This is a genomic window from Streptomyces sp. NPDC019937 (assembly GCF_040631655.1).
In the GTDB taxonomy this organism is placed as follows: Bacteria; Actinomycetota; Actinomycetes; order Streptomycetales; family Streptomycetaceae; genus Streptomyces.
Window position 1 is genome coordinate 1 of the sequence record NZ_JBEYAL010000030.1, and the last position, 19,783, is coordinate 19,783.

At 69.8% G+C, this 19,783-nt stretch carries 14 protein-coding genes; 3 read left to right on the plus strand and 11 right to left on the minus strand.

What is annotated here, in order from left to right; genetic code table 11:
- Positions 1-90: 90 nt before the first annotated feature.
- The gene (locus tag ABZ562_RS27465; RefSeq protein ID WP_361484592.1) at positions 91-1,149 is read right to left on the minus strand and encodes a hypothetical protein; all 1,059 of its coding nucleotides are present in this window, start codon (positions 1,147-1,149) and stop codon (positions 91-93) included.
- A 68-nt stretch (positions 1,150-1,217) separates the two neighbouring features.
- Between ABZ562_RS27465 and ABZ562_RS27470 the strand changes: the two genes are divergently transcribed.
- Positions 1,218-1,622, plus strand: coding sequence for an NTP pyrophosphohydrolase (locus tag ABZ562_RS27470; protein WP_361484594.1), 405 nt, complete (start codon positions 1,218-1,220; stop codon positions 1,620-1,622).
- 25 nt (positions 1,623-1,647) lie between these two features.
- On the opposite strand, the gene ABZ562_RS27475 is transcribed toward ABZ562_RS27470, so the two are convergent.
- The 9 genes from ABZ562_RS27475 to ngcE form a co-directional block, all read right to left on the minus strand.
- The gene (locus ABZ562_RS27475; RefSeq protein ID WP_361484796.1) at positions 1,648-3,117 is read right to left on the minus strand and encodes an amino acid permease; all 1,470 of its coding nucleotides are present in this window, start codon (positions 3,115-3,117) and stop codon (positions 1,648-1,650) included.
- Between the two features lie 266 nt (positions 3,118-3,383).
- On the minus strand, positions 3,384-5,375 hold the full coding sequence (dxs, locus tag ABZ562_RS27480) for a 1-deoxy-D-xylulose-5-phosphate synthase (protein ID WP_361484596.1): 1,992 nt from the start codon (positions 5,373-5,375) through the stop codon (positions 3,384-3,386).
- 116 nt (positions 5,376-5,491) lie between these two features.
- Positions 5,492-6,832 carry a sugar ABC transporter permease gene (locus ABZ562_RS27485; RefSeq protein ID WP_361484598.1) on the minus strand — a complete coding sequence of 447 codons (1,341 nt, stop codon included), beginning with the start codon at positions 6,830-6,832 and terminating at the stop codon, positions 5,492-5,494.
- The gene (locus ABZ562_RS27490; protein WP_361484599.1) at positions 6,829-7,617 is read right to left on the minus strand and encodes an ATP-binding cassette domain-containing protein; all 789 of its coding nucleotides are present in this window, start codon (positions 7,615-7,617) and stop codon (positions 6,829-6,831) included. The genes ABZ562_RS27485 and ABZ562_RS27490 overlap by 4 nt, the downstream gene beginning before the upstream one ends.
- A gap of 206 nt (positions 7,618-7,823) precedes the next feature.
- Positions 7,824-8,921: a substrate-binding domain-containing protein gene (locus tag ABZ562_RS27495; protein ID WP_361484601.1), complete on the minus strand. Its 1,098-nt coding sequence runs from the start codon at positions 8,919-8,921 to the stop codon at positions 7,824-7,826.
- A 245-nt stretch (positions 8,922-9,166) separates the two neighbouring features.
- A complete protein-coding gene (locus ABZ562_RS27500; protein ID WP_361484603.1) occupies positions 9,167-10,366 on the minus strand; it encodes an ROK family transcriptional regulator in 1,200 nt (399 codons plus the stop codon).
- 269 nt (positions 10,367-10,635) lie between these two features.
- On the minus strand, positions 10,636-11,595 hold the full coding sequence (locus tag ABZ562_RS27505) for a carbohydrate ABC transporter permease (protein WP_361484605.1): 960 nt from the start codon (positions 11,593-11,595) through the stop codon (positions 10,636-10,638).
- A gap of 61 nt (positions 11,596-11,656) precedes the next feature.
- Positions 11,657-12,574 (minus strand): sugar ABC transporter permease, encoded by a 918-nt coding sequence (locus ABZ562_RS27510; RefSeq protein WP_361484607.1) that lies wholly within the window; start codon positions 12,572-12,574, stop codon positions 11,657-11,659.
- A 73-nt stretch (positions 12,575-12,647) separates the two neighbouring features.
- Positions 12,648-14,084 carry an N-acetylglucosamine/diacetylchitobiose ABC transporter substrate-binding protein gene (ngcE, locus tag ABZ562_RS27515; protein WP_361484609.1) on the minus strand — a complete coding sequence of 479 codons (1,437 nt, stop codon included), beginning with the start codon at positions 14,082-14,084 and terminating at the stop codon, positions 12,648-12,650.
- Between the two features lie 338 nt (positions 14,085-14,422).
- Here ngcE and ABZ562_RS27520 point away from each other — a divergent pair, with 338 nt between their 5' ends.
- On the plus strand, positions 14,423-14,932 hold the full coding sequence (locus ABZ562_RS27520; RefSeq protein WP_361484611.1) for a hypothetical protein: 510 nt from the start codon (positions 14,423-14,425) through the stop codon (positions 14,930-14,932).
- A 236-nt stretch (positions 14,933-15,168) separates the two neighbouring features.
- Positions 15,169-19,026, plus strand: coding sequence for a GH92 family glycosyl hydrolase (locus tag ABZ562_RS27525; protein WP_361484613.1), 3,858 nt, complete (start codon positions 15,169-15,171; stop codon positions 19,024-19,026).
- A 350-nt stretch (positions 19,027-19,376) separates the two neighbouring features.
- On the opposite strand, the gene ABZ562_RS27530 is transcribed toward ABZ562_RS27525, so the two are convergent.
- A complete protein-coding gene (locus ABZ562_RS27530) occupies positions 19,377-19,682 on the minus strand; it encodes a hypothetical protein (RefSeq protein WP_361484615.1) in 306 nt (101 codons plus the stop codon).
- Between the last annotated feature and the right edge of the window lie 101 nt (positions 19,683-19,783).

A 19,783-nucleotide genomic window follows, 5' to 3' on the forward strand; every position in this document is an offset into this window, starting at 1 on the left:
GCGGGTTGCGAGGCTCCCCCAGCTACCGCTGGGAGGTGCCCCCTGCACCAGACGCCGCTCGCTGATCCGGCCTGATCCACACGACACCCCCTAGTCCGCCGGTCCCGGGCCGCCCACCCGGGACCAGGCGCGCAGGGCGAGGCCCCGCTCGTCCGTCTTCTGACGCGCCACCAGCAGCCCGCCGTCCGGCGCGAGCGCGGCCAGGACGACCAGCCCGCGCCCGTCGCGGGCCAGCGCCGGGTGCTGGGCGCCGGGGTCGCCGGACGGGGTCCACCACACGCCCGCCGCCTCGTCCTCCGCCGGATGCGCGGCGACGGCCAGTCGGCCGCCGGCGGCGTCGCGGTGCGCCAGTACGGTGCAGTCGTGGCCGTCCACCGGGGCGCGCAGCACCGCGACCGGGCCGGTGCCCGTCGCCCCGCCCAGCGGCGCGGGGGCCGGGGCGTCCGGCCGCCAGGCCATGACCTCACCGCTGCTGGCGTCGCGCCAGTAGTGGGTGACGGTGCCGGGGCTGGTCTCCACCGCGGACGCCGAATCCGGCCGGGCGTCGGCGGGGACGTCCTCGCCCCGCTTCGGGGCGGCGCCGGGCTCGGGCTGGTACCAGCGCAGCGCGGCGCCCTTCCCGGCCGGTGCGAGCAGTTCGAGGCGGCCGTCTGCGGTCACCGCCGCCGACAGGCCGTCCAGCACGTGCGCGCCCTTCCAGTCGGTCCAGCGGTCCCATCCGCCCTTGGGGTCCTGCCGCCGCGCGCTCACCCCGCCCCCGGCGTTGCGGACGAAGACGCGCAGGGCGCCCGTGGAGTCCACCGCCGCGGCCGGTGCGCCGATCCGCCGCGCCTTGGCGCGGTCCTTGGGGTGCGGGGTGCCCAGGGAGTGCCACGCGGTGAGCGGGCGGCCGGTCTGGAACTGGGTGGCGTGGACGATGTCGGTCTGCGGCCCGTCCTTGCCCTCCGTGTGCCGGAGCCCCACGAGATGGACGTAGCCGTCGGGCCCCTGAGCGGCCGTCACCCGGGACAGTCCGGGGGCCTGGATCAGCCAGGGGCCCGTCCAGTCCGGTCCGCCGGGGCGGTCCTCGGTCCAGCGGGCGACACCGCCCGCCGCCGGTGCGTAGGCCGTGAGCCTGCCGTCCTTGCCGCGGAGCAACCGCAACGCCATGGCCCGCCGACCAACCTTCCCGCGTCGATGTGTCCGACCCCCGTCGCCCATAGTATTTTGCCTGGTCTATGAGTGGTCTTGTCGGGCTCGTGATCGTGGACGCGGCGAACGTGGTCGGTTCGGTGCCGGACGGCTGGTGGCGCGACCGGCACGGGGCGGCCGAGCGGCTGCGCGACCGGCTCGGCGCGATCGCGGTGAGCGGCGTCCCGGAGCGCGCGGGCGTCCCCGGCTGGGCCCGTCAACCGCCCCTGGACATCGTCCTGGTGGTGGAGGGCGCCGCGCGCGGAGTGGAACCGGTGGAGGGCGTACGGGTGGAGGCCGCGCCGGGGAGCGGGGACGACCTGATCGTGGAGGTGGTGGCCCGGCGCGACGCGGGGCGGCCCTGCCTGGTGGTCACCGCCGACCGGGAGCTGCGGGAGCGGGTGACGGCGCTGGGCGCGGAGGTCGTGGGCCCGCGCAGCGTCCGGGGTTAGGGGGTGTCAGGGGGCCGACGGGGCGTCAGCCGCGCGTACCGGTCTCGGTCACCCGGCTGTGGCCGCGCCCGTACAGGACGTAGACGACCAGCCCCAGCACCATCCACACCACGAACCGCAGCCAGGTCTGCGCGGGCAGATTGAGCATCAGCCACACCGACGCCGTCACGGAGACGGCGGGCAGCACCGGCACCCATGGCGCCCGGAAGGCGCGGGGCAGGTCGGGACGGGTGCGGCGAAGGACGATGACGCCGAGCGCGACGACGACGAACGCGAAGAGGGTGCCGATGTTCACCAGGGCCGCCAGCTGCTTGATGCTGGTGAACCCGGCGACCACGGCGATGAGGCCGCCCAGCAGGATCGTCGAGCGGTACGGCGTGCCGAACCGCGGGTGCACCTTGGAGAAGACCCGCGGCAGCAGCCCGTCGCGGCTCATCGCGAAGAAGACCCGGCTCTGGCCCAGCAGCAGGATCATGCACACGGTGGTGAGCCCGACCGCCGCGCCGAAGCTGATGAGGCCCGCGTAGAGGGGGTGCCCGGTCGCCTTGAAGGCGTCGGCGAGCGGGGCGTCGATCGACAGCCGGGAGTACTTCTCCATGCCGGTGACCACGATGGACACGGCCACGTAGAGCACGGTGCAGATGAAGAGCGAGCCGAGGATGCCGCGCGGCATGTCGTGCTGCGGGTGCTTGGTCTCCTCCGCCGCGGTGGCCACGACGTCGAAGCCGATGAACGCGAAGAAGACCACGGCGGCGGCGGTGAAGATTCCCTCGACGCCGTAGGCCGTCGGCTGGTAACCGGCCATCAGCTGGATCAGCGGCGCGTTCAGCCCGGAGGCGGCGGGTGTGCTCCGGGGCTCGGGGATGAAGGGGTGGTAGTTGGCGCCGTCGATGAAGAAGGAGCCCGCGATGATGACGAGCAGCACGACGGTCACCTTCACCGCGACCACGACGGAGGTGACGCGCGCGGACAGCTTCATGCCGAGGACCAGGATCGCGGTCAGCACCAGCACCAGCAGGGCGGCGAGGATGTCGAAGGTGAAGCCGCTCGCCTCGTCGGGGCCGGAGAGCACGGCGGGCAGCCGCCAGCCGGCGTTCCCCAGGAGCGAGCGCACGTACCCGGCCCAGCCGACCGCGACCACGGCGGTGCCGAGCGCGAACTCCAGGACCAGGTCCCAGCCGATGATCCAGGCCGGCAGCTCGCCGAGCGAGGCGTACGAGAAGGTGTACGCGGACCCGGCCACCGGCACGGTCGAGGCGAACTCGGCGTAGCACAGCGCGGCCAGCGCGCACACCACGCCCGCGACCACGAAGGCCAGCGCGGTCGCGGGGCCCGCCTGCTGCTTGGCGACGGCCCCGGTGAGCACGAAGATGCCGGTGCCGATGATGACGCCGACGCCGAAGACCGTGAGGTCGAGGGCGGACAGCGACCGGGTGAGGGCGTGCTCGGGCTCCTCGGTGTCCTGGATGGACTGCTCGATCGTCTTCGTCCGCAGATAGGCCGGCCGGGCCTTGCCCCGGGGGCCGCCGCCACGGCCTCCGTCGCCGCCTGGTTCCTCATCGCTCACCGGTGACACCTCCACGCCTGCCCCCGCGCGTCATGGTTCTGCCAACCGCCCCGGAGCGAAGCGCGCACACTCGGCGGCCTCGCCGATTCACCCGATGGGGGCGGGCGAGCGGGACCGGCGCTGGGCCGGTCGGAGCAGATGAGGGCCCCGGCCCGGACCGCGGAGGTCCGGGCCGGGGCCCTCGTGTGACGAAGCTAGTCGCGCACCGGCTCGGCGGGGGTCGCCGGGCGCGTCGCCACGCCCTGCCCCTCCGTACCGGACGGCTCCTCGTAGCCGCCGCCGAGCCGCGACACCAGGCCGGTGATCTGGCGGGCGACGTCCGGGGCGGTCAGACCGATCTCGGCCATGACCTCCTTGCGGGAGGCGTGCTCCAGGAAGCGCGGCGGAATGCCGAAGTCGCGCACCGGCATGTCGACACCGGAGTCGCGCAGCGCCTGGGCGATGGCGGAGCCCACACCGCCGACCCGGCTGTTGTCCTCGACGGTGACGACGACGCGGTGGCGCTCGGCGAGCGCGGGAAGCTCCTCGTCCACCGGCTTGACCCAGCGCGGATCGACCACGGTGGCCGAAATGCCCTGCTTGTCCAGAAGGTCGGCGATCTCCAGGCACATCGGGGCGAGCGCGCCGACCGAGACCAGCAGCACGTCCGGGGTGTCCCCCGCGGTCTCGGCGGGCTCGCGCAGCACGTCCATGCCGCCGATCCGGCCGACCGCGGCGACCTCCGGGCCGACCGCGCCCTTGGAGTACCGCACCACCGTCGGCGCGTCGTCCACCTCGACGGCCTCCCGCAGTTGCGCGCGCACCTGGCCCGCGTCGCGCGGGGCGGCGATCCGCAGCCCGGGGACGACCTGGAGCAGCGACATGTCCCACATGCCGTTGTGGGAAGCCCCGTCCGAACCGGTGATCCCGGCGCGGTCGAGGACGAAGGTGACGCCGCACTTGTGCAGCGCCACATCCATCAGCACCTGGTCGAAGGCGCGGTTGAGGAACGTGGCGTAGACCGCGAAGACCGGGTGCAGCCCGCCGGTGGCCAGGCCCGCCGCCGACACGGCGCCGTGCTGCTCGGCGATGCCCACGTCGAAGACCCGCTCGGGGAACCGTTTCGCGAACTCGGTGAGGCCCACCGGGTGCAGCATCGCCGCCGTGATCGCGACGATGTCCTCCCGCTCCTCGCCGAGCTTGACCATCTCCTCGCCGAAGACCGAGGTCCAGTCGGCGCCGCCCGCCGAGATCGGCAGACCGGTGTCGGGGTGGATCGGGCCGATGCCGTGGAAACGGTCGGTCTCGTCCTGCTCGGCCGGGGTGTAGCCGCGGCCCTTCTCCGTGAGGCAGTGCACGATGACCGGGCCGCCGAAACGCTTCGCCCGCTGCAGCGCGGACTCCAGCGCCTCGATGTCATGGCCGTCGATCGGGCCGACGTACTTCAGCCCCAGGTCCTCGAACATGCCCTGCGGGGCGATGAAGTCCTTCAGCCCCTTCTTGGCGCCGTGCAGCGTCTCGTACAGCGGCCGGCCGACGACCGGGGTGCGCTCCAGGAGGTCCTTGCCGCGGGCCAGGAAACGCTCGTAGCCGTCGGTGGTGCGCAGGGTGGCGAGGTGGTTCGCGAGGCCGCCGATGGTCGGCGAGTAGGACCACTCGTTGTCGTTCACGACGATCACCAGCGGGCGGTTCTTCGCGGCGGCGATGTTGTTCAGCGCCTCCCAGGCCATCCCGCCGGTCAGCGCGCCGTCCCCGATGACCGCGACCACATGGTCGTCCTTGCCCCGCAGCTCGTTCGCCTTGGCGATGCCCTCGGCCCAGCCGAGGACGGCGGAGGCGTGGCTGTTCTCGATGACGTCGTGCTCGGACTCGGCGCGCGACGGGTAACCCGACAGCCCGCCCTTCTTCTTGAGCCGCGAGAAGTCCTGGCGCCCGGTGAGCAGCTTGTGGACGTAGGACTGGTGGCCGGTGTCCAGCAGCACCTTGTCCCTCGGCGACTCGAAGACCCGGTGCAGGGCGATGGTCAGCTCGACCACACCCAGATTGGGCCCGAGATGCCCTCCGGTCTTGGACACTGCGTCGACGAGAAAGGTGCGGATCTCCGCGGCCAGCTGATTCAGCTGCTCCGGGGAGAGCCGGTCCAGATCGCGCGGTCCCCTGATGCCGGTCAGCAGCACCCGTGCCTCCTTGCTGTCGAGCGTCTCCATCGAGCCAGTAGCCCCCGAGAGTCTAATGCTGCCCTACGGAAAGGCCCGGTTCGTCTCCGGGGCACGGTGTCGGTTCGCGCCCGGCCCTGGAGACGTCCCCACGACGGAGGGGGTTCCTAACCGCGGCCGGCCGATCGCTGTGTTCTCCGCGACACCGAGTCGATGACCACGGCGGCCAGCAGCACCGCGCCGGTGATCATGTACTGCACGGAGTTCGCGACGCCCAGCAGGTTCATACCCGACGAGATCGACCCGATGACCAGCATGCCGAGCATCGCCGACCACACCGAGCCGCGCCCGCCGAAGAGGCTGGTGCCGCCGATGACCGCGGCCGCGATGGCCTCCATGAGCAGGTTGCCGGTTCCGGCCTGCTGGCTCGCCGATCCGATCCGGGACGCGATCATGAGACCGCCGAACGCGGCCATCAGCCCGGACAGGGCGAACACCGAGATCCGCACGGCGACCACGTTGATGCCCGCGCGGCGCGCGGCCTCGACGCTGCCGCCCAGGGCGATCACCTTGCGTCCGTACGGGGTACGGCGCACCACGAAATCGAGCGCGACCAGCACCACCACGAAGATCACCAGGGCGAGCGGCAGGCCCATGTACTCGTTGAGCCGCCAGGCCGCCGCGTAGGCGATCACCGCGAGCACGGCGGTGCGCACCAGGATCTCGCTCAGCGGCCGGGAGGGTATGCCGACCGCCTTGCGGCGCCGGCTGTCCAGGAACTGGGCGAGAAAGAATCCGGCCACCGCGACCGTCGCCGCGCCGTAGGCGGCGATCAGCTGGCTGAAGTAGTGATCGGTGAGCATGCGCACGAAGCTGTCGTCGTCGATGCCGATGGTGCCGGTGGTGCCGAGCACCTGCAGCATCAGCCCGTTCCAGGCCAGCAGGCCGGCGAGGGTGACGACGAACGCCGGGACGCCGATCTTGGCGAAGAAGAAGCCGTGCAGCGCGCCCAGCGCCGCTCCGGCGGCCAGCGCCGCGACCACCGCGACGCCCTCGGGCACGCCGTGGCGCACGTTGAGCACCGCGAGGGTGGCCGCGGCCAGACCGCTGAGGGAGCCGACGGACAGATCGATCTCGCCGAGCAGCAGCACGAAGACGATCCCGACCGAGATCATGCCGGTGCCGCCGATGAGGATCGACAGGTCGGAGAGGTTCTTGGGCGAGAGGAAGGCGCTGTCCTTCCACTGGAAGACCGCCCAGATGACGGCGATGCCGACGATCACCGGGACCGCGCCCAGGTCGCCGCTGCGCATCTTGCGGGCGAACTCGTGGAGGTAGCCCTTGAAGCCCTCCTGGCGCACCAGCAGCCGCGGATCGACCACGGTCACCGCGTCCTTGGCGACCGGGCCGGCGTCGGCCGGTCCGGCCGGGGCCTTGTTGCCGACGCCGTCCCCGCCGGCCCCCTCCCCGCCATGGGCGTCATTGGTCTTGTCGAGACGGGTGCTCACTTGGCGGCCTCCCCGCTGCGCGCCTTGCGGCGGGTCACGGCATTGTCCGTGGCGCCGGTGATGGCGGAAATGATCTCTTCTTGAGAGGTGGTACGGACGTCGAACGTGCCGTTGTTGCGGCCCAGCCGCAGCACCGCGACCCGGTCCGCGACCGCCTTGACGTCGGCCATGTTGTGGCTGATGAGGATCACCGCGAGCCCGCGCTCGCGCAGCCGCTCGACCAGGTCGAGGACCTGCGCGGTCTGCTCGACGCCGAGGGCGGCGGTCGGCTCGTCCAGGATGACCAGCTTGGGCTCGCCCAGCATCGAGCGGGCGATGGCGACGGTCTGCCGCTGGCCGCCGGAGAGCGAGGCGATCGGGATCCGCACGCTGGGGATGCGGATCGACAGGGTGCTCAGCAGTTCACGGGCGCGGCGCTCCATCTCGACCTCGTCCAGCACCCCGGCGCGCAGGATCTCGCGGCCGAGGAAGAGGTTGCCGACGACGTCGATGTTGTCGCACAGGGCGAGGTCCTGGTACACCGTCGCGATGCCCAGGTCCTGGGCGTCGTGCGGCCGGGTGATCTCGACGGGCCTGCCCTGCCATTCGAGGACGCCCTCGTCGGCGGGGCCGACTCCGGCGATCGCCTTGACGAGGGTCGACTTTCCGGCGCCGTTGTCGCCCACCAGGGCGACCACTTCACCGGCGCGGACCTCCAGTTGGATGTCGGTGAGCGCCTGGACGGCGCCGAACCGCTTGGAGATCCCGCGCAACGCCAACACGGGTTCGTTCGGCACGATGGCCATCTCCGTTCCGGGCAGGGGGCGGCCCCTGCTGTGTGACGGAGGGGAGAGGACTCTCCCCTCGGACGGGGGTGTTCGTGGGGCAGCGGCCGGGCCGCCGGTGTGTTCACGGCGGCCCGGCCGCGCGCTGACGCGCTGACGCGCTGTGCGCCGTACGGGGCGTACGGCCCGTACGGGTCGTACGAGCGGTACGGGGCGTACGGCGGGGGTTACTCGAGCCCGGCCGCGGCGCAGGCGGCCTTGAACCTCGCCGTGCAGATCTGGCCGACCGAGTACAGACCGTCCTTCACGACGGTGCTCTTGATCTTGTCCTTGGTCAGCGAGATCGGGGGGATGAGGGTGGCCGGGATGTCCTTGGTGGTCGGGCTGTCGACCGTGTTGGACTCGGCGACCTTCTCACCGCGACCGAGGGCGACGGCCATCTTCGCGGCCGCGGTCGCCTCCGCCACGTAGGACTTGTAGACGCTCATGTACTGCTCGCCGCTCACCACCCGCTGCACCCCGGCGAGTTCGGCGTCCTGGCCGGTGACCGGGGGCAGCGGCTTGACGCCACCGCTCTTGAGCGCGGTGATCGCGCCGCCCGCCATGCTGTCGTTGGCGGAGTAGACGCCGACGATGTTGTCCTTGCCGACGGAGGAAATGGCTCCCGTCATGGCCTTGTTGGCCTCTTCGGCCAGCCAGCGGTCGATGTCGTAGGACTTGGCGATGTCCACCTTGCCCTTGAGGACCGACATCGCGCCCTTCTTGAACATGGCGGCGTTGGGGTCGGCCTCCCAGCCGTTGAGCATGATGACCTTGCCGTCCTTGGCCTTCTTCCCCAGCGCCTTCAGCAGCGCCTCGCCCTGGACCTTGCCGACCGTCTCGTTGTCGAAGGACGTGTAGGCGGAGACCGGGCCCTCGGCCAGCCGGTCGTAGGCGACGACCGGGATGTGCGCCTCGGCGGCCTTCTTGACCGATCCGGCAATGGACTTGGAGTCCACCGAATCCAGAATGATCACATCGACCTTCTTGGTGATCATGGAGTCGACCTGCTGCTGCTGTACCGCCGGGTCCGACTTGGCGTTGGCGTACTGAATCTTGCAGCCGGAGCAGTCGGCCAGGATCTTCTTCTTGATCAACGGCCGGTCGAAGTTCTCGTATCTCGCCGTCTGGTCCTCGGGCAGAAGGAGACCGACGGTCAACGGTCCGGACTTCTTCTTCTTATCGCCCTTGTCGTCCGCTTCCTTCGCCGAACCACAGGCGGCGAGCGAGGCGGCCATCGATAAGGCGGCGGTGACCATGGCGACGCGGCGCATCGTTGCGTTCATAACGGGGGTGACCTCCCTGACGAGGCCGCGTCATTGCGGCCGAGGTTGGCGTGAAGTCAACTCCGGCCCCGTCATGGCGTCAAGAAGTAAATCCTTAACGAGATGGCAACGGTGCCATTCGTTATCTGAATGAACGCAGCCGGACGTGCCCGAAAGGCATGCCGCGTGCCCCCGAGGGCACCGGAAAGGCCCTCGGGGGCACGCGGGGCGTCAGACGTACGGCAGGCGCCGCGTACGGCGGCGGCTCAGGCGAGTGCCGGGGTGCCCGCCGAGAGGGCGCCCTCCAGCAGCGTCGAGTCGCCCATCTCGCTCAGCACCAGCGCCAGCGCCCCCAGCACCTCGGCCCGGCCGCCGAGCGCCCCGGGCATCACGGCCAGCTGACGGGCGGCGCTGGGAATGGCGTACCGCGCGACCGACTCGCGGATCGGGCCCAGCACCAGCTCCCCCGCCTCGGCGAGGTGGCCGCCGAGCACCATGCGGCTGGGATTGATCAGGTTGCACAGGTTCGCCACGCCGCTGCCGATGTGCCGGCCGACGTCCGCGATCACCCGGCGGCAGCCGGGGTCGCCGTCCCGGGCGAGCTGCACCATGCGCTCGATGGTGAGGTCCGCGCCATGGCTGGAACGCAGCAGCGGCAGGATGTAGCGGGCCGCGGCGAACGTCTCCAGGCAGCCCCGGTTGCCGCAGCGGCACACCGGGCCCGACTCGTCGAGGGTGATGTGGCCGATCTCGCCCGCCGTGCCGCCCGGGCCCCGGTAGATCTGGCCGCTGATCACCAGCCCCGCGCCGACACCGTCGGCGACCTTGATGTACGCCAGGTCGGCGACCCCGCGCCCGGAGCCCCACACCAGCTCGCCGAGCGCGCCCAGGTTGGCGTCGTTGTCCACGTGCACCGGCACCCCGAGCCGCTGGGCCAGGTCGTCGCGCGGATTGGTGCCCGCCCAGCCCGGCAGGATCGCGGTCGAGCCGAGCGTGCCGGTCTCCACGTCGATCGGGGCCGGAACGCCGAGGCCGACGCCGACGACCTTGTCCTGGCTCAGCCCTGTGCCGGCGATCAGCCTGCTGACCAGCTGCTCCGCCCGGTCCAGGCCCTGTGCGGAGGAGGCGTCCACATCCAGCGGCTCCGCCTCCTCGGCCAGGACCTGGTGGGCGAGGTTGCCGACCGCGACCCTGAGGTGCGTATGGCCGAAGTCCACGCCCACGACGATGCCCGCGTCCCCGCTGAGCGAGACGCTGCGCGCCCGGCGGCCACCCGCCGAGGTGGGCGTGACCTCGACCGTTCCGCCGTCCTTCAGCTCGCGCACGATGTTGGAGACGGTGGCCGCGGACAGCCCGGTGGACCGGGCGATCTCCGCCTGGGTCAGCGAGCCCGCCATACGCACCGCCCGGACCACCCGCTCCAGGTTGGCCCGGTGCAGCGACGACTGCGATCCCGGAGTCTCCACGCCCATCCACTCCCGCCTTCACGGGCGGCACGCCGGCCGCTCCGCCGGCCGGGCCGCAGCAGTGAGGCCCGGCTTTGTCTCCAACATGTGAACTCTAAGCTGAGCCGCCCCGCTTGTTCCACGTCAAGCCCTTGACATGGTGAGGCGGCCTTCGAGCGAGGGTGTGGCAGGAGGTTTCCCCGCGCTTCCCCGCACAATCGCGATATCCCGCCAGCGTACGACGGAGCGATTGCATCCGTTTCGTTCACATATCGAATACTCCGCGGGTTCTACTTGAGCGCCCCGGCGGTCAGACCGCTCTGGACCTGGCGCTGGAAGACGATGTAGGCCGCGAGCACCGGAAGCATCGCCAGCACCAGCCCGGCGAACAGCGCCGACCAGTCGCCCTTGTACTGCTGGCTGGCCGCGAGCTGCACCAGGCCTTGGGTGAGCACCCGCTTGTCCTCGTCCGTGTTGAGCACCGTGGGCAGCATGTACTGGTTCCACTGGCCGAGGAAATTGAAGATGCCCACGCTGATCAGCCCGGGCTTCGCCATCGGCAGCATGACCTGGAAGAACGTCCGGGTGTGGGACGCGCCGTCGATCAGTGACGCCTCCGCCACCGAGGTGGGCAGGGTCTTGAAGAAGGAGGTGAGGAAGAAGACGGTGAACGGCAGCGAATAGGCGATGTAGACCAGGATCAGCCCGTGGAAGGTGTTGAGCAGGCTCATGTTCTTCATGACGAAGAACAGCGGCACCAGCGCCAGGATGATGGGAAAGCTCATCCCGCCGACGAACATGAAGTAGATGACGCGCTTCCCGGGGAATTCGAACCGGGCCAGCACATACGCCGCCATCGCCCCCAGCAGCATCGTGCCGATGAGCGAACAGCCCACCACCAGAATGGTGTTGACGAAGAAGTCGCCGATGTTGGACTTGCTCCAGGCGCGCGACCAGTTGTCGAAGTGCAGCGCGGAGGGCAGCCCCCAGGGCGAGGTGAAGATCGCCTTGTCGGTCTTGAGGGAGCTCATCACCGCCCACAGCAGCGGCATGGTGACGAGCAGCCCCCAGATCACCAGGATGCCGTGCGAGAAGACGTTGAGGACCTTGCCCTCGCTGCCGATCCGCCCCTCCGGGGTGAAGCGCGGCGGCTGCTTGGCGACGGGTCCGGCGAGCGGCGGCGCGTCGTCCTTGGTGACGCCGGCCTTGGTGACGCCGGGGAGTTCCGAGGGCTCTGCTTGCGAGGTCACTGTGATCCCCCCAGGTCGGCGGTCGAGCGGTGGTTCGCGGGTGCGGTCACGGGCCCCGGCATCAGTACTCCAGCCGTTCGCGCCGGCCGAGCCTGCCCACGACGACCGCGAAGATCAGGGTGACGATCAGCATCGCGACGCCGATCGTGGTCGCGCGTCCGGCCTGCCCGTCGTGGAAGGTCTTGGTGTACACGTAGTAGCCCAGGACCTGGGTGGAGTCGGCGGGTCCGCCCGGGCCCACCGTCATGATCTGCACGACGGCGAACGCGTCGAGGGCGATGATGCCCATGTAGATCCAGCCGGTCTGGACGGTGTCCCACAGCAGCGGCAGGGTGATCCGGAAGAAGGTGTGCACGCGGTTGGCGCCGTCGAGCAGCGCCGCCTCGTAGAAGTCCTTCGGGATGGAGCTCATCCCGGCGGAGAAGAGGACGACGTAGAAGCCGACGTTGCTCCAGACCATCACGGCCATGAGGCACCACAGCGCCAGCTTCGGATCGGCCAGCCACTCCTGTTGCAGCGCGTCCAGGCCGACTCCGCCGAGGAAGGCGTTGAGCGCGCCGTTGCGCGGGTTGTAGGTGAACTGGAACAGCAGGGCGACGATCGCGATCGACAGCACCTGCGGAAAGAAATAGATCACCTTGTAGACGCCCGACCCGCGCACGCCCGTGATGGCCGCGTTCTTCCTGCCGCGGCCGCCGACGTTGAGCATGAAGGCGAAGAAGAGTCCGAGCCCGAGCGTCACCAGCGGCACGACCAGCAGCAGCAGAACGTTGTGACCGACCGCTTTCCAGAAGAGGTCGTCATGCAGCAGCCAGTTGTAGTTCCTGAACCCGACCATCTTGAAGTCGGAACTCAAGCCCGTCCAGTCCGTGAACGAATAGTAGATGGCCTGGACGAACGGCGAGATCACGAAGACCGCGTAAAGGATCACCGGCAGGGCCAGGAACCCCGCGATGAACCGGTATTTACCATGCTGCATTTCTACCGACCTCGGACTTCTCTCGCGGATAATGCCGCCGGCGACGCGTCGAACTCCATCAGATGTGCCTCGATCAGACGTGCTTGTACTTCTTGACGGCGTCGTCCTTCGCCGTGGCGTCGGCGAACTTCTGGCACTTCTTGATCGCCTCGGCCGGGGTCATCCGGCCCGCCATCATCTCGCCCAGCGCGCCCACGCCGATCTGCTGCTTCTGGAGCGTCACGTACCAGTCCTGAAGGCGCGGGTTGACGACGTTCTTGCCCGCCTTCTCCAGCGCCTCCTGCGCGGACGACAGGCCCGACGGCAGGGACAGCCCGTCGGTACCGCCGTTGAGCGAGGAGAGCGAGGAGACCTGCTTGACGAAGTTCTTGGTCGACTTCTCGCCCAGCATGATCCGCAGCAGCTCCATGCCGCCCTGCGGGTTCCTGGCCGCCTTCGGCACGATGAAGGGCTCACCGCCGGAGGCCCAGAGGGTGCCGTACGGCATCGCGTCACTCTTGTCGAGGCTGGAGGGCGCGCCCACCGCCATCTGGAAGTCCTTCGGCGTGGTCTTCTTCGCCTCGTTCTCCACCCAGGAGCCGTTGGGGATGAACAGCGCCTTGCCCTGGTTCCACGCGGTCTGCGACTCGATGTGGGTGAGGCCCGGGGTGCCCTTGAGGATGTAGCCCTTCTTGTACAGCTCGTAGTACGCCTCGAAGGCGGCCTTCACGGCCGGGTGCTTCCAGGCGTTCGGCTCCAGGTTGTCGATCGAGTCCAGGACCTGCTTGCCGCCGATCTTGGCGATGAAGGGGTAGAGGCTGAACGGCAGGTAGTACGGGAACTTGCCCGGGTAGGTCCAGCCCGCGACGCCCTTCTTCTTCGCCTTCTCGCAGACCTTGAGCATGTCGTCCCAGGTCTCGGGGTATTCCACGTCGAGCTTCGCCAGATTGCTCTTGGAGTACCAGACGCCGTAGACGGTGTACGCGTAGTACAGGATCCACACCGGCTTGCCGTCGAACTGGCCCATCTCGACGACGCCGGGGCGCAGCGTCTCGCGCACCGTCTTGTTCGGGTCGTCGAGGGAGGGCGAGTCGAGCAGCGGGGTGAGGTCGGTCAGCTGGTTCTTGGCGACCAGGGTGCCGAAGTCCATCTGCTCGGCACCGGAGTTGTCGACCAGGTCCGGCGGGGTGCCGCCGTTGAACCGCGGCTGGAGCACCGTCTGGATCTTCTGCGTCGCGGAGTGCTTGATCTTGCCCTTGGTCTTGGGGTACGCCGTGGCGTACGCGGCCTCGGCGTCCTTGGCGTACTGCTGGCCGAAACCGCCGTCGAAGATGACGACGTCGAGGGCGGCGCTCTCGTTGACGGCGAGCGGGTTCTTGGCGCTCTTCTTGCCCTTGTCGACCTTCTTCTCACTGTCGTCGCCACCACTGGCACAGGCGGAGAGCACGCTCATCGCCGGCACGGTGATCAGCCCGAGGGCCGCCGACCGCTTGATCAGGTCACGCCGTCCGAAATCTGGGGTGGATCCCATGCTCAAGTCCTCGCCTTCGTCAGGACTCAGGCGGTGTAACGGTTTCCCGTACATGCTCGCCTCCGGGCGAGGGGCCCGACACCGCGGGTCAGTTGAAGCGTGAAGCGGAATTGCTGGGTGTGCGCCGGGAGAGCTCAGAACCGCCGAGGCCAGCTCGACACGGCCGTGGCGCGGCCTCCCCCTGGGGCGACAGGTATAGTCCACTGGGCATCGAGAGGGCAAGATCGAATGGTCATCGGGTGGGCATCTTTCCCGAGTTGAGACCTGTCCGACATACCGTGGGGGGCCCAGCCCGTACGGCACTCAGCCGTGCGCGCGATCCCCGAGAGGCGGTCCCCGTGTCCCGCAAGCAGCTCCCCCTCGCCACCAGTGTTGTCGTGGCCGCGACACTCGCGTTCTCCGCGGGCTGCGGCTCGGACAGAGGCGGCTCACCGGCCGGGGACGCCAAGGGCGGTGCGGCGATCGGCAAGGGCATGGCCCGCCTCCCGGTGGAACCGACGCAGGAGCCGACCGAGGAGCCCACCGACGAGCCCTCGGACGAGCCCACCGGCGGCTCGGGGCTCATATCGGCGGACGCCAAGATGGGCACGTGCGGCTGGAGCCCGGACGGCAAGCCGTACGCCAATGTGAAGATCAGCAACTCCAGTTCCTCCACGGCCTACTACTTCCTCCTCGTCGGGTTCGTGGACAGCTCCGACGAGGTCGTGACCACGGGCACCGAGTCCGACGCCTCGGTGGCGGGGAACTCCGACAAGACCGTCAAGGTTTCCGGCCTCCAGGCGGACTCCTCCAAGAAGGCGAAGAAGTGCCGTCTGTCGATGGCCACCAAGTCCGACTCTCCCGGCTGATGGATCGCTGATGGATTATTGACCGGCCGTCATGGACGGGGGCCGCATCCGCCGCGCGGCTGCGGCCCGCGTCGCGCGGTCGCCAGCCCAAGATCACTCGCATGGAGTGCTCGGCCACGTGCTCACCCGCACGGGTTGTGCGCCGCCGTCACCTTGACACCACCCTCCCCGCAACGCCCTACTTATCCTTGCCCCACCCAATCGACAACGTTGTCAGACTCGTTGAGAGGCCGAGTATGCGACAGAGACGGCTCAGACGCAGACCTCCGTTACGCCGAGCGGCCGCCCTGGTGGCGGCCGCTCTGCTGGCGGTCACCGCCCAGGGCGTGGCGACCGCCGTTCCGCGGAGTCCCGGAGCGGCCGCGGACCGGGCCGGGACGGCGTTCGCCTCGTCCTTCGAAGCGGACGATCCGCAGCCCGACTGGCGCAACACCGTCGAGACCACCCCGGACGGCGCGAAGAAGGCCGACGGCGTCGACGGCGGCTACACCACCGGCATCCCGGGGAACGTGACCGACAAGGTCACCGGCATCCGGGCGAGCGGCGAGTACACCGACGCGGGCGAGACCAAGGAGAACCTGGTCGACGGTGAGGTCACCACCAAGTGGCTCGCGTTCGACCGGACGCCCTGGCTCGAATTCGACCTCTCCGAGCCCGTCGCCGTCGTCCGTTACGCCCTCACCTCCGCCAACGACGCCCCGGAGCGCGACCCGGCCGACTGGACGCTCAAGGGCTCCGCCGACGGCTCCGACTGGACCACCCTGGACACCCGCGAGAACGAGGCGTTCGACAAGCCCCACCAGACCCGGGAGTTCCCCGTCGAGGGCGCCGCCCCCTACCGCCACTTCCGCCTGGAGATCACCCGTAACAGGGGCGCGGACGCCACCCAGCTCGCCGAGGTGCAGTTCGGCAACGGTGACACCAGCCCGCCCGCCCCCGCCGACATGCGCAGCCTGGTCGACCAGGGCCCCTCCGGCTCCCCCACCGCCAAGCGGAACGCGGGCTTCACCGGCACCCACGCCCTGCGGTACGCGGGCACCCACACCCCGGACGGCCGGGCGTACTCGTACAACAAGGTCTTCGACGTGAACACGGCCGTCACCCGCGACACCCTGCTCTCGTACCGGATCTTCCCGTCGATGCCCGAGACCGACCTGAGCTATCCCGCCACCCATGTGTCGGTCGACCTCGCCTTCACCGACGGCACCTACTTGAGCGAGCTGCCCCGCGCGGTGGACCAGCACGGGGCCCGGATGAGCCCGCAGGGCCAGGCGGCCTCCAAGACGCTGTACGTCAACCAGTGGAACCACAAGGAGTCCCGGATCGGGGCCGTCGCGGCGGGCAAGACGGTCGACCGGATCCTCGTCGCGTACGACTCCCCGGGCGGCCCGGCGAAGTTCCGCGGCTGGGTGGACGACATCTCGCTCGCTCCCAAGGCGCCCGAGAAGCCACTGAAGCACCTCTCCGACTACGCGGTGACCACGCGTGGCACGAACTCCAGCGGCAGCTTCTCGCGCGGCAACAACTTCCCCGCGACCGCCGTCCCGGGCGGCTTCAACTTCTGGACGCCGGTGACCAACGCGGGCTCCACCAGCTGGCTCTACGAATACGCCCGCGCCAACAACGACGACAACCTCCCCACCATCCAGGCGTTCGGCGCGAGCCATGAGCCGAGCCCCTGGATGGGCGACCGGCAGACGTTCCAGGTGATGCCGTCCGCCGCCTCCGGCACCCCGGACGCCTCCCGCACCGCCCGCGCGCTCCCCTTCCGGCACGAGAAGGAGACGGCCCGGCCGTACGGCTACGGCGTGACCTTCGAGAACGGCCTCAAGGCCGAGATCGCGCCCACCGACCACGCGGCGGTCATGCGCTTCACCTATCCGGGTGAGGACGCGAGCGTCATCTTCGACAACGTCGACAACGACGGAGGGCTCACCCTCGACGCCGAGCACGGCGTCGTCTCCGGCTACTCCGACGTCAAGAGCGACCAGTCCGCCGGCGCCACCCGGATGTTCGTCTACGGCGTCTTCGACGCGCCCGTCAGCGCGAACGGCAAGCTGCCCGGAGGGGGCGGGCAGGACGTCACCGGCTACTTCCGCTTCCGCCCGGGTGCGGACCGTACCGTCACCCTCCGCATCGCCACCTCCCTCATCGGCGTCGACCAGGCGAAGACCAACCTGGCGCGCGAAATCCCCGCCTCCGCCTCGTTGGAGCAGGTCAAACGGAGCGCCCAGAGCGCCTGGGACGACATCCTGGGCCGTATCGAGGTCGAGGGAGCCAGCCGCGACCAGCTCACCACGCTCTACTCCAGCCTCTATCGGCTGTACCTCTATCCCAATTCCGGTTACGAGAACACCGGGACCGCGCGGAAGCCGCGCTACCAGTACGCGAGCCCTTTCTCGCCCGCCGCCGGGGAGAACACCCCGACCCGCACCGGCGCGAAGATCGTCGACGGCAGGGTGTACGTCAACAACGGCTTCTGGGACACCTACCGCACCACCTGGCCCGCCTATTCGCTGCTGACCCCGAAGCGCGCGGGGGAGATGGTCGACGGCTTCGTCCAGCAGTACAAGGACGGCGGCTGGATCTCCCGCTGGTCCTCCCCCGGCTACGCCGACCTCATGACCGGCACCAGCTCGGACGTGGCCTTCGCGGACGCGTACCTCAAGGGCGTCCGCTTCGACGCCGAGGCGGCGTACGAGGCGGCGCTGAAGAACGCCACCGCCGTGCCGCCCTCGCCGGGGGTGGGGCGGAAGGGCATGTCCACCTCCCCCTTCCTCGGCTACACCAGCACCGAGACCCATGAGGGCCTGTCCTGGGCACTGGAGGGCTACCTCAACGACTTCGGCCTGGCGAACATGGGCAAGGCGCTCTACGCGAAGACGAAGAAGGCCCGCTACAAGGAGGAGTCCGACTACTTCCTCCACCGTGCCCAGAACTACGTCACGCTCTTCGACGACAAGGCGGGCTTCTTCCAGGGCCGCGACACGGCCGGGAAGTGGCGTGTGCCGTCCGACAAGTACGACCCGCGCATCTGGGGCTACGACTACACCGAGACCAACGGCTGGGGCTACGCCTTCTCCGCCCCGCAGGACAGCCGGGGCCTGGCCAACCTCTACGGCGGGCGTTCCGGGCTGGCGAAGAAGCTCGACACCTACTTCTCCACCCCGGAGACGGCCTCCCCCGACTTCAAGGGCTCCTACAGCGGCGTCATCCACGAGATGACCGAGGCACGCGACGTCCGGATGGGCATGTACGGGCACAGCAACCAGGTCGCGCACCACGTGACGTACATGTACGACGCGGCCGGACAGCCGTGGAAGACCCAGGAGAAGGTCCGCGAGGTGCTGGCCCGCCTCTACACCGGCAGCGAGATAGGGCAGGGCTACCACGGCGACGAGGACAACGGCGAGCAGTCCGCGTGGTACATCTTCAGCGCGCTCGGCTTCTACCCCCTGGTGATGGGCGGCTCCGAATACGCGATCGGCTCGCCGCTGTTCACCAAGGCCACGGTGCACCTGGAGAACGGCCGCGATCTGGTCATCAAGGCGCCGCGCAACAGCGCGCGGAATGTCTACGTCCAGGGGCTGAAGGTCAACGGCAAGCCGTGGAACTCCACCGCCCTCCCCCACTCGGTCCTCGCCGAGGGCGGCACGCTGGAGTTCACGATGGGCGCCGAGCCGTCGAAGTGGGGCACGGGCGCGAAGGCGGCCCCGTCCTCCATCACGAAGGACGACAAGGTTCCCACCCTGCGCCACGATCTGACGGTCCCGAGCGGTGGCACCGCGCTGCTGGACGACACGTCGGGGACGGAGACGACCTTCGAGTCGGTGGACCTGCCGGTCGAGGAGGCGGGCCGCGCGGTCCAATACACCCTCACCTCCGCCGACCGTACGAAGGCACCCGCCGGGTGGGTGCTCCAGGGCTCGCCGGACGGCAAGGCCTGGAAGGACCTGGACCGCCGGACGGATGAGTCCTGGTCCTGGGACAAGCAGACCCGCGTCTTCACGGTGCGGACGCCGGGTACGTACGAGCACTACCGCCTGGTGCCGGACGACAAGTCGACACTGGCAGAGGTCGAACTGCTCGGCTGAGCCATGGGGGTGGGTCGGGCGGCGTGAACGTGCCCGGCCCTCTTCCCCGCCGTCTCGCGCCTGCGGCGCTTGGAGCATGCGGCGGCCCCGGGGTCCCAGTCCGCGCCATTGCCGTCCGTCGGACCGGATGGGGCGGGGCCTGTGGCACATGGGGTTGGTGAGGTGAGCCCGCTCAGTTGCGGTGAGTTTGAGCCGCGCCATGGCGCCCATGTGCCCTGTGTTGACGGATCAAACTCCCCGCAAACGCCACGGCGCCCCGCCGGACGGCGACGGCGCGGGCCCCGCCCCGGGCCCCGCCGATGCTCCATGCGCCGAAGGCGCGAGACGATGCCCGCGCCCGAGAGCCGGTCTCAGGCCGCCTCGGCCCGTTCGAAGGCGGGCGCCGTGGGCGCGGCGAACCACACGAGCCGCGCGGTGATCCCCTTCTCCCGCCCGAACCACCACGTCGCTCGTTCGGGTGAAGTGAGGCTGAGCCGGTGTTGCCCGTTGGCGGTGACAACGTGCGCGCTCCCGTCCCCGTACGCCAGCCCCCACGCGGCGATTTCCCCGTCCAGCGCGCCGGGTTCCACCTCGTACTGCACGGCGACGGCGAAGACGCGGGGCGCCTGGTCGAGTGCGAGGTCGCGGAGTTCTTGGTCGAAGTCGAAGGCAACCATGGAAGTCTCCCGTCAGGAAGGGGAATTGGGCCATGCACGTACGGTGACGTGGTTCACACCATAACGGGACACACCTAAACCTTTACTTGACTTACCTCGAA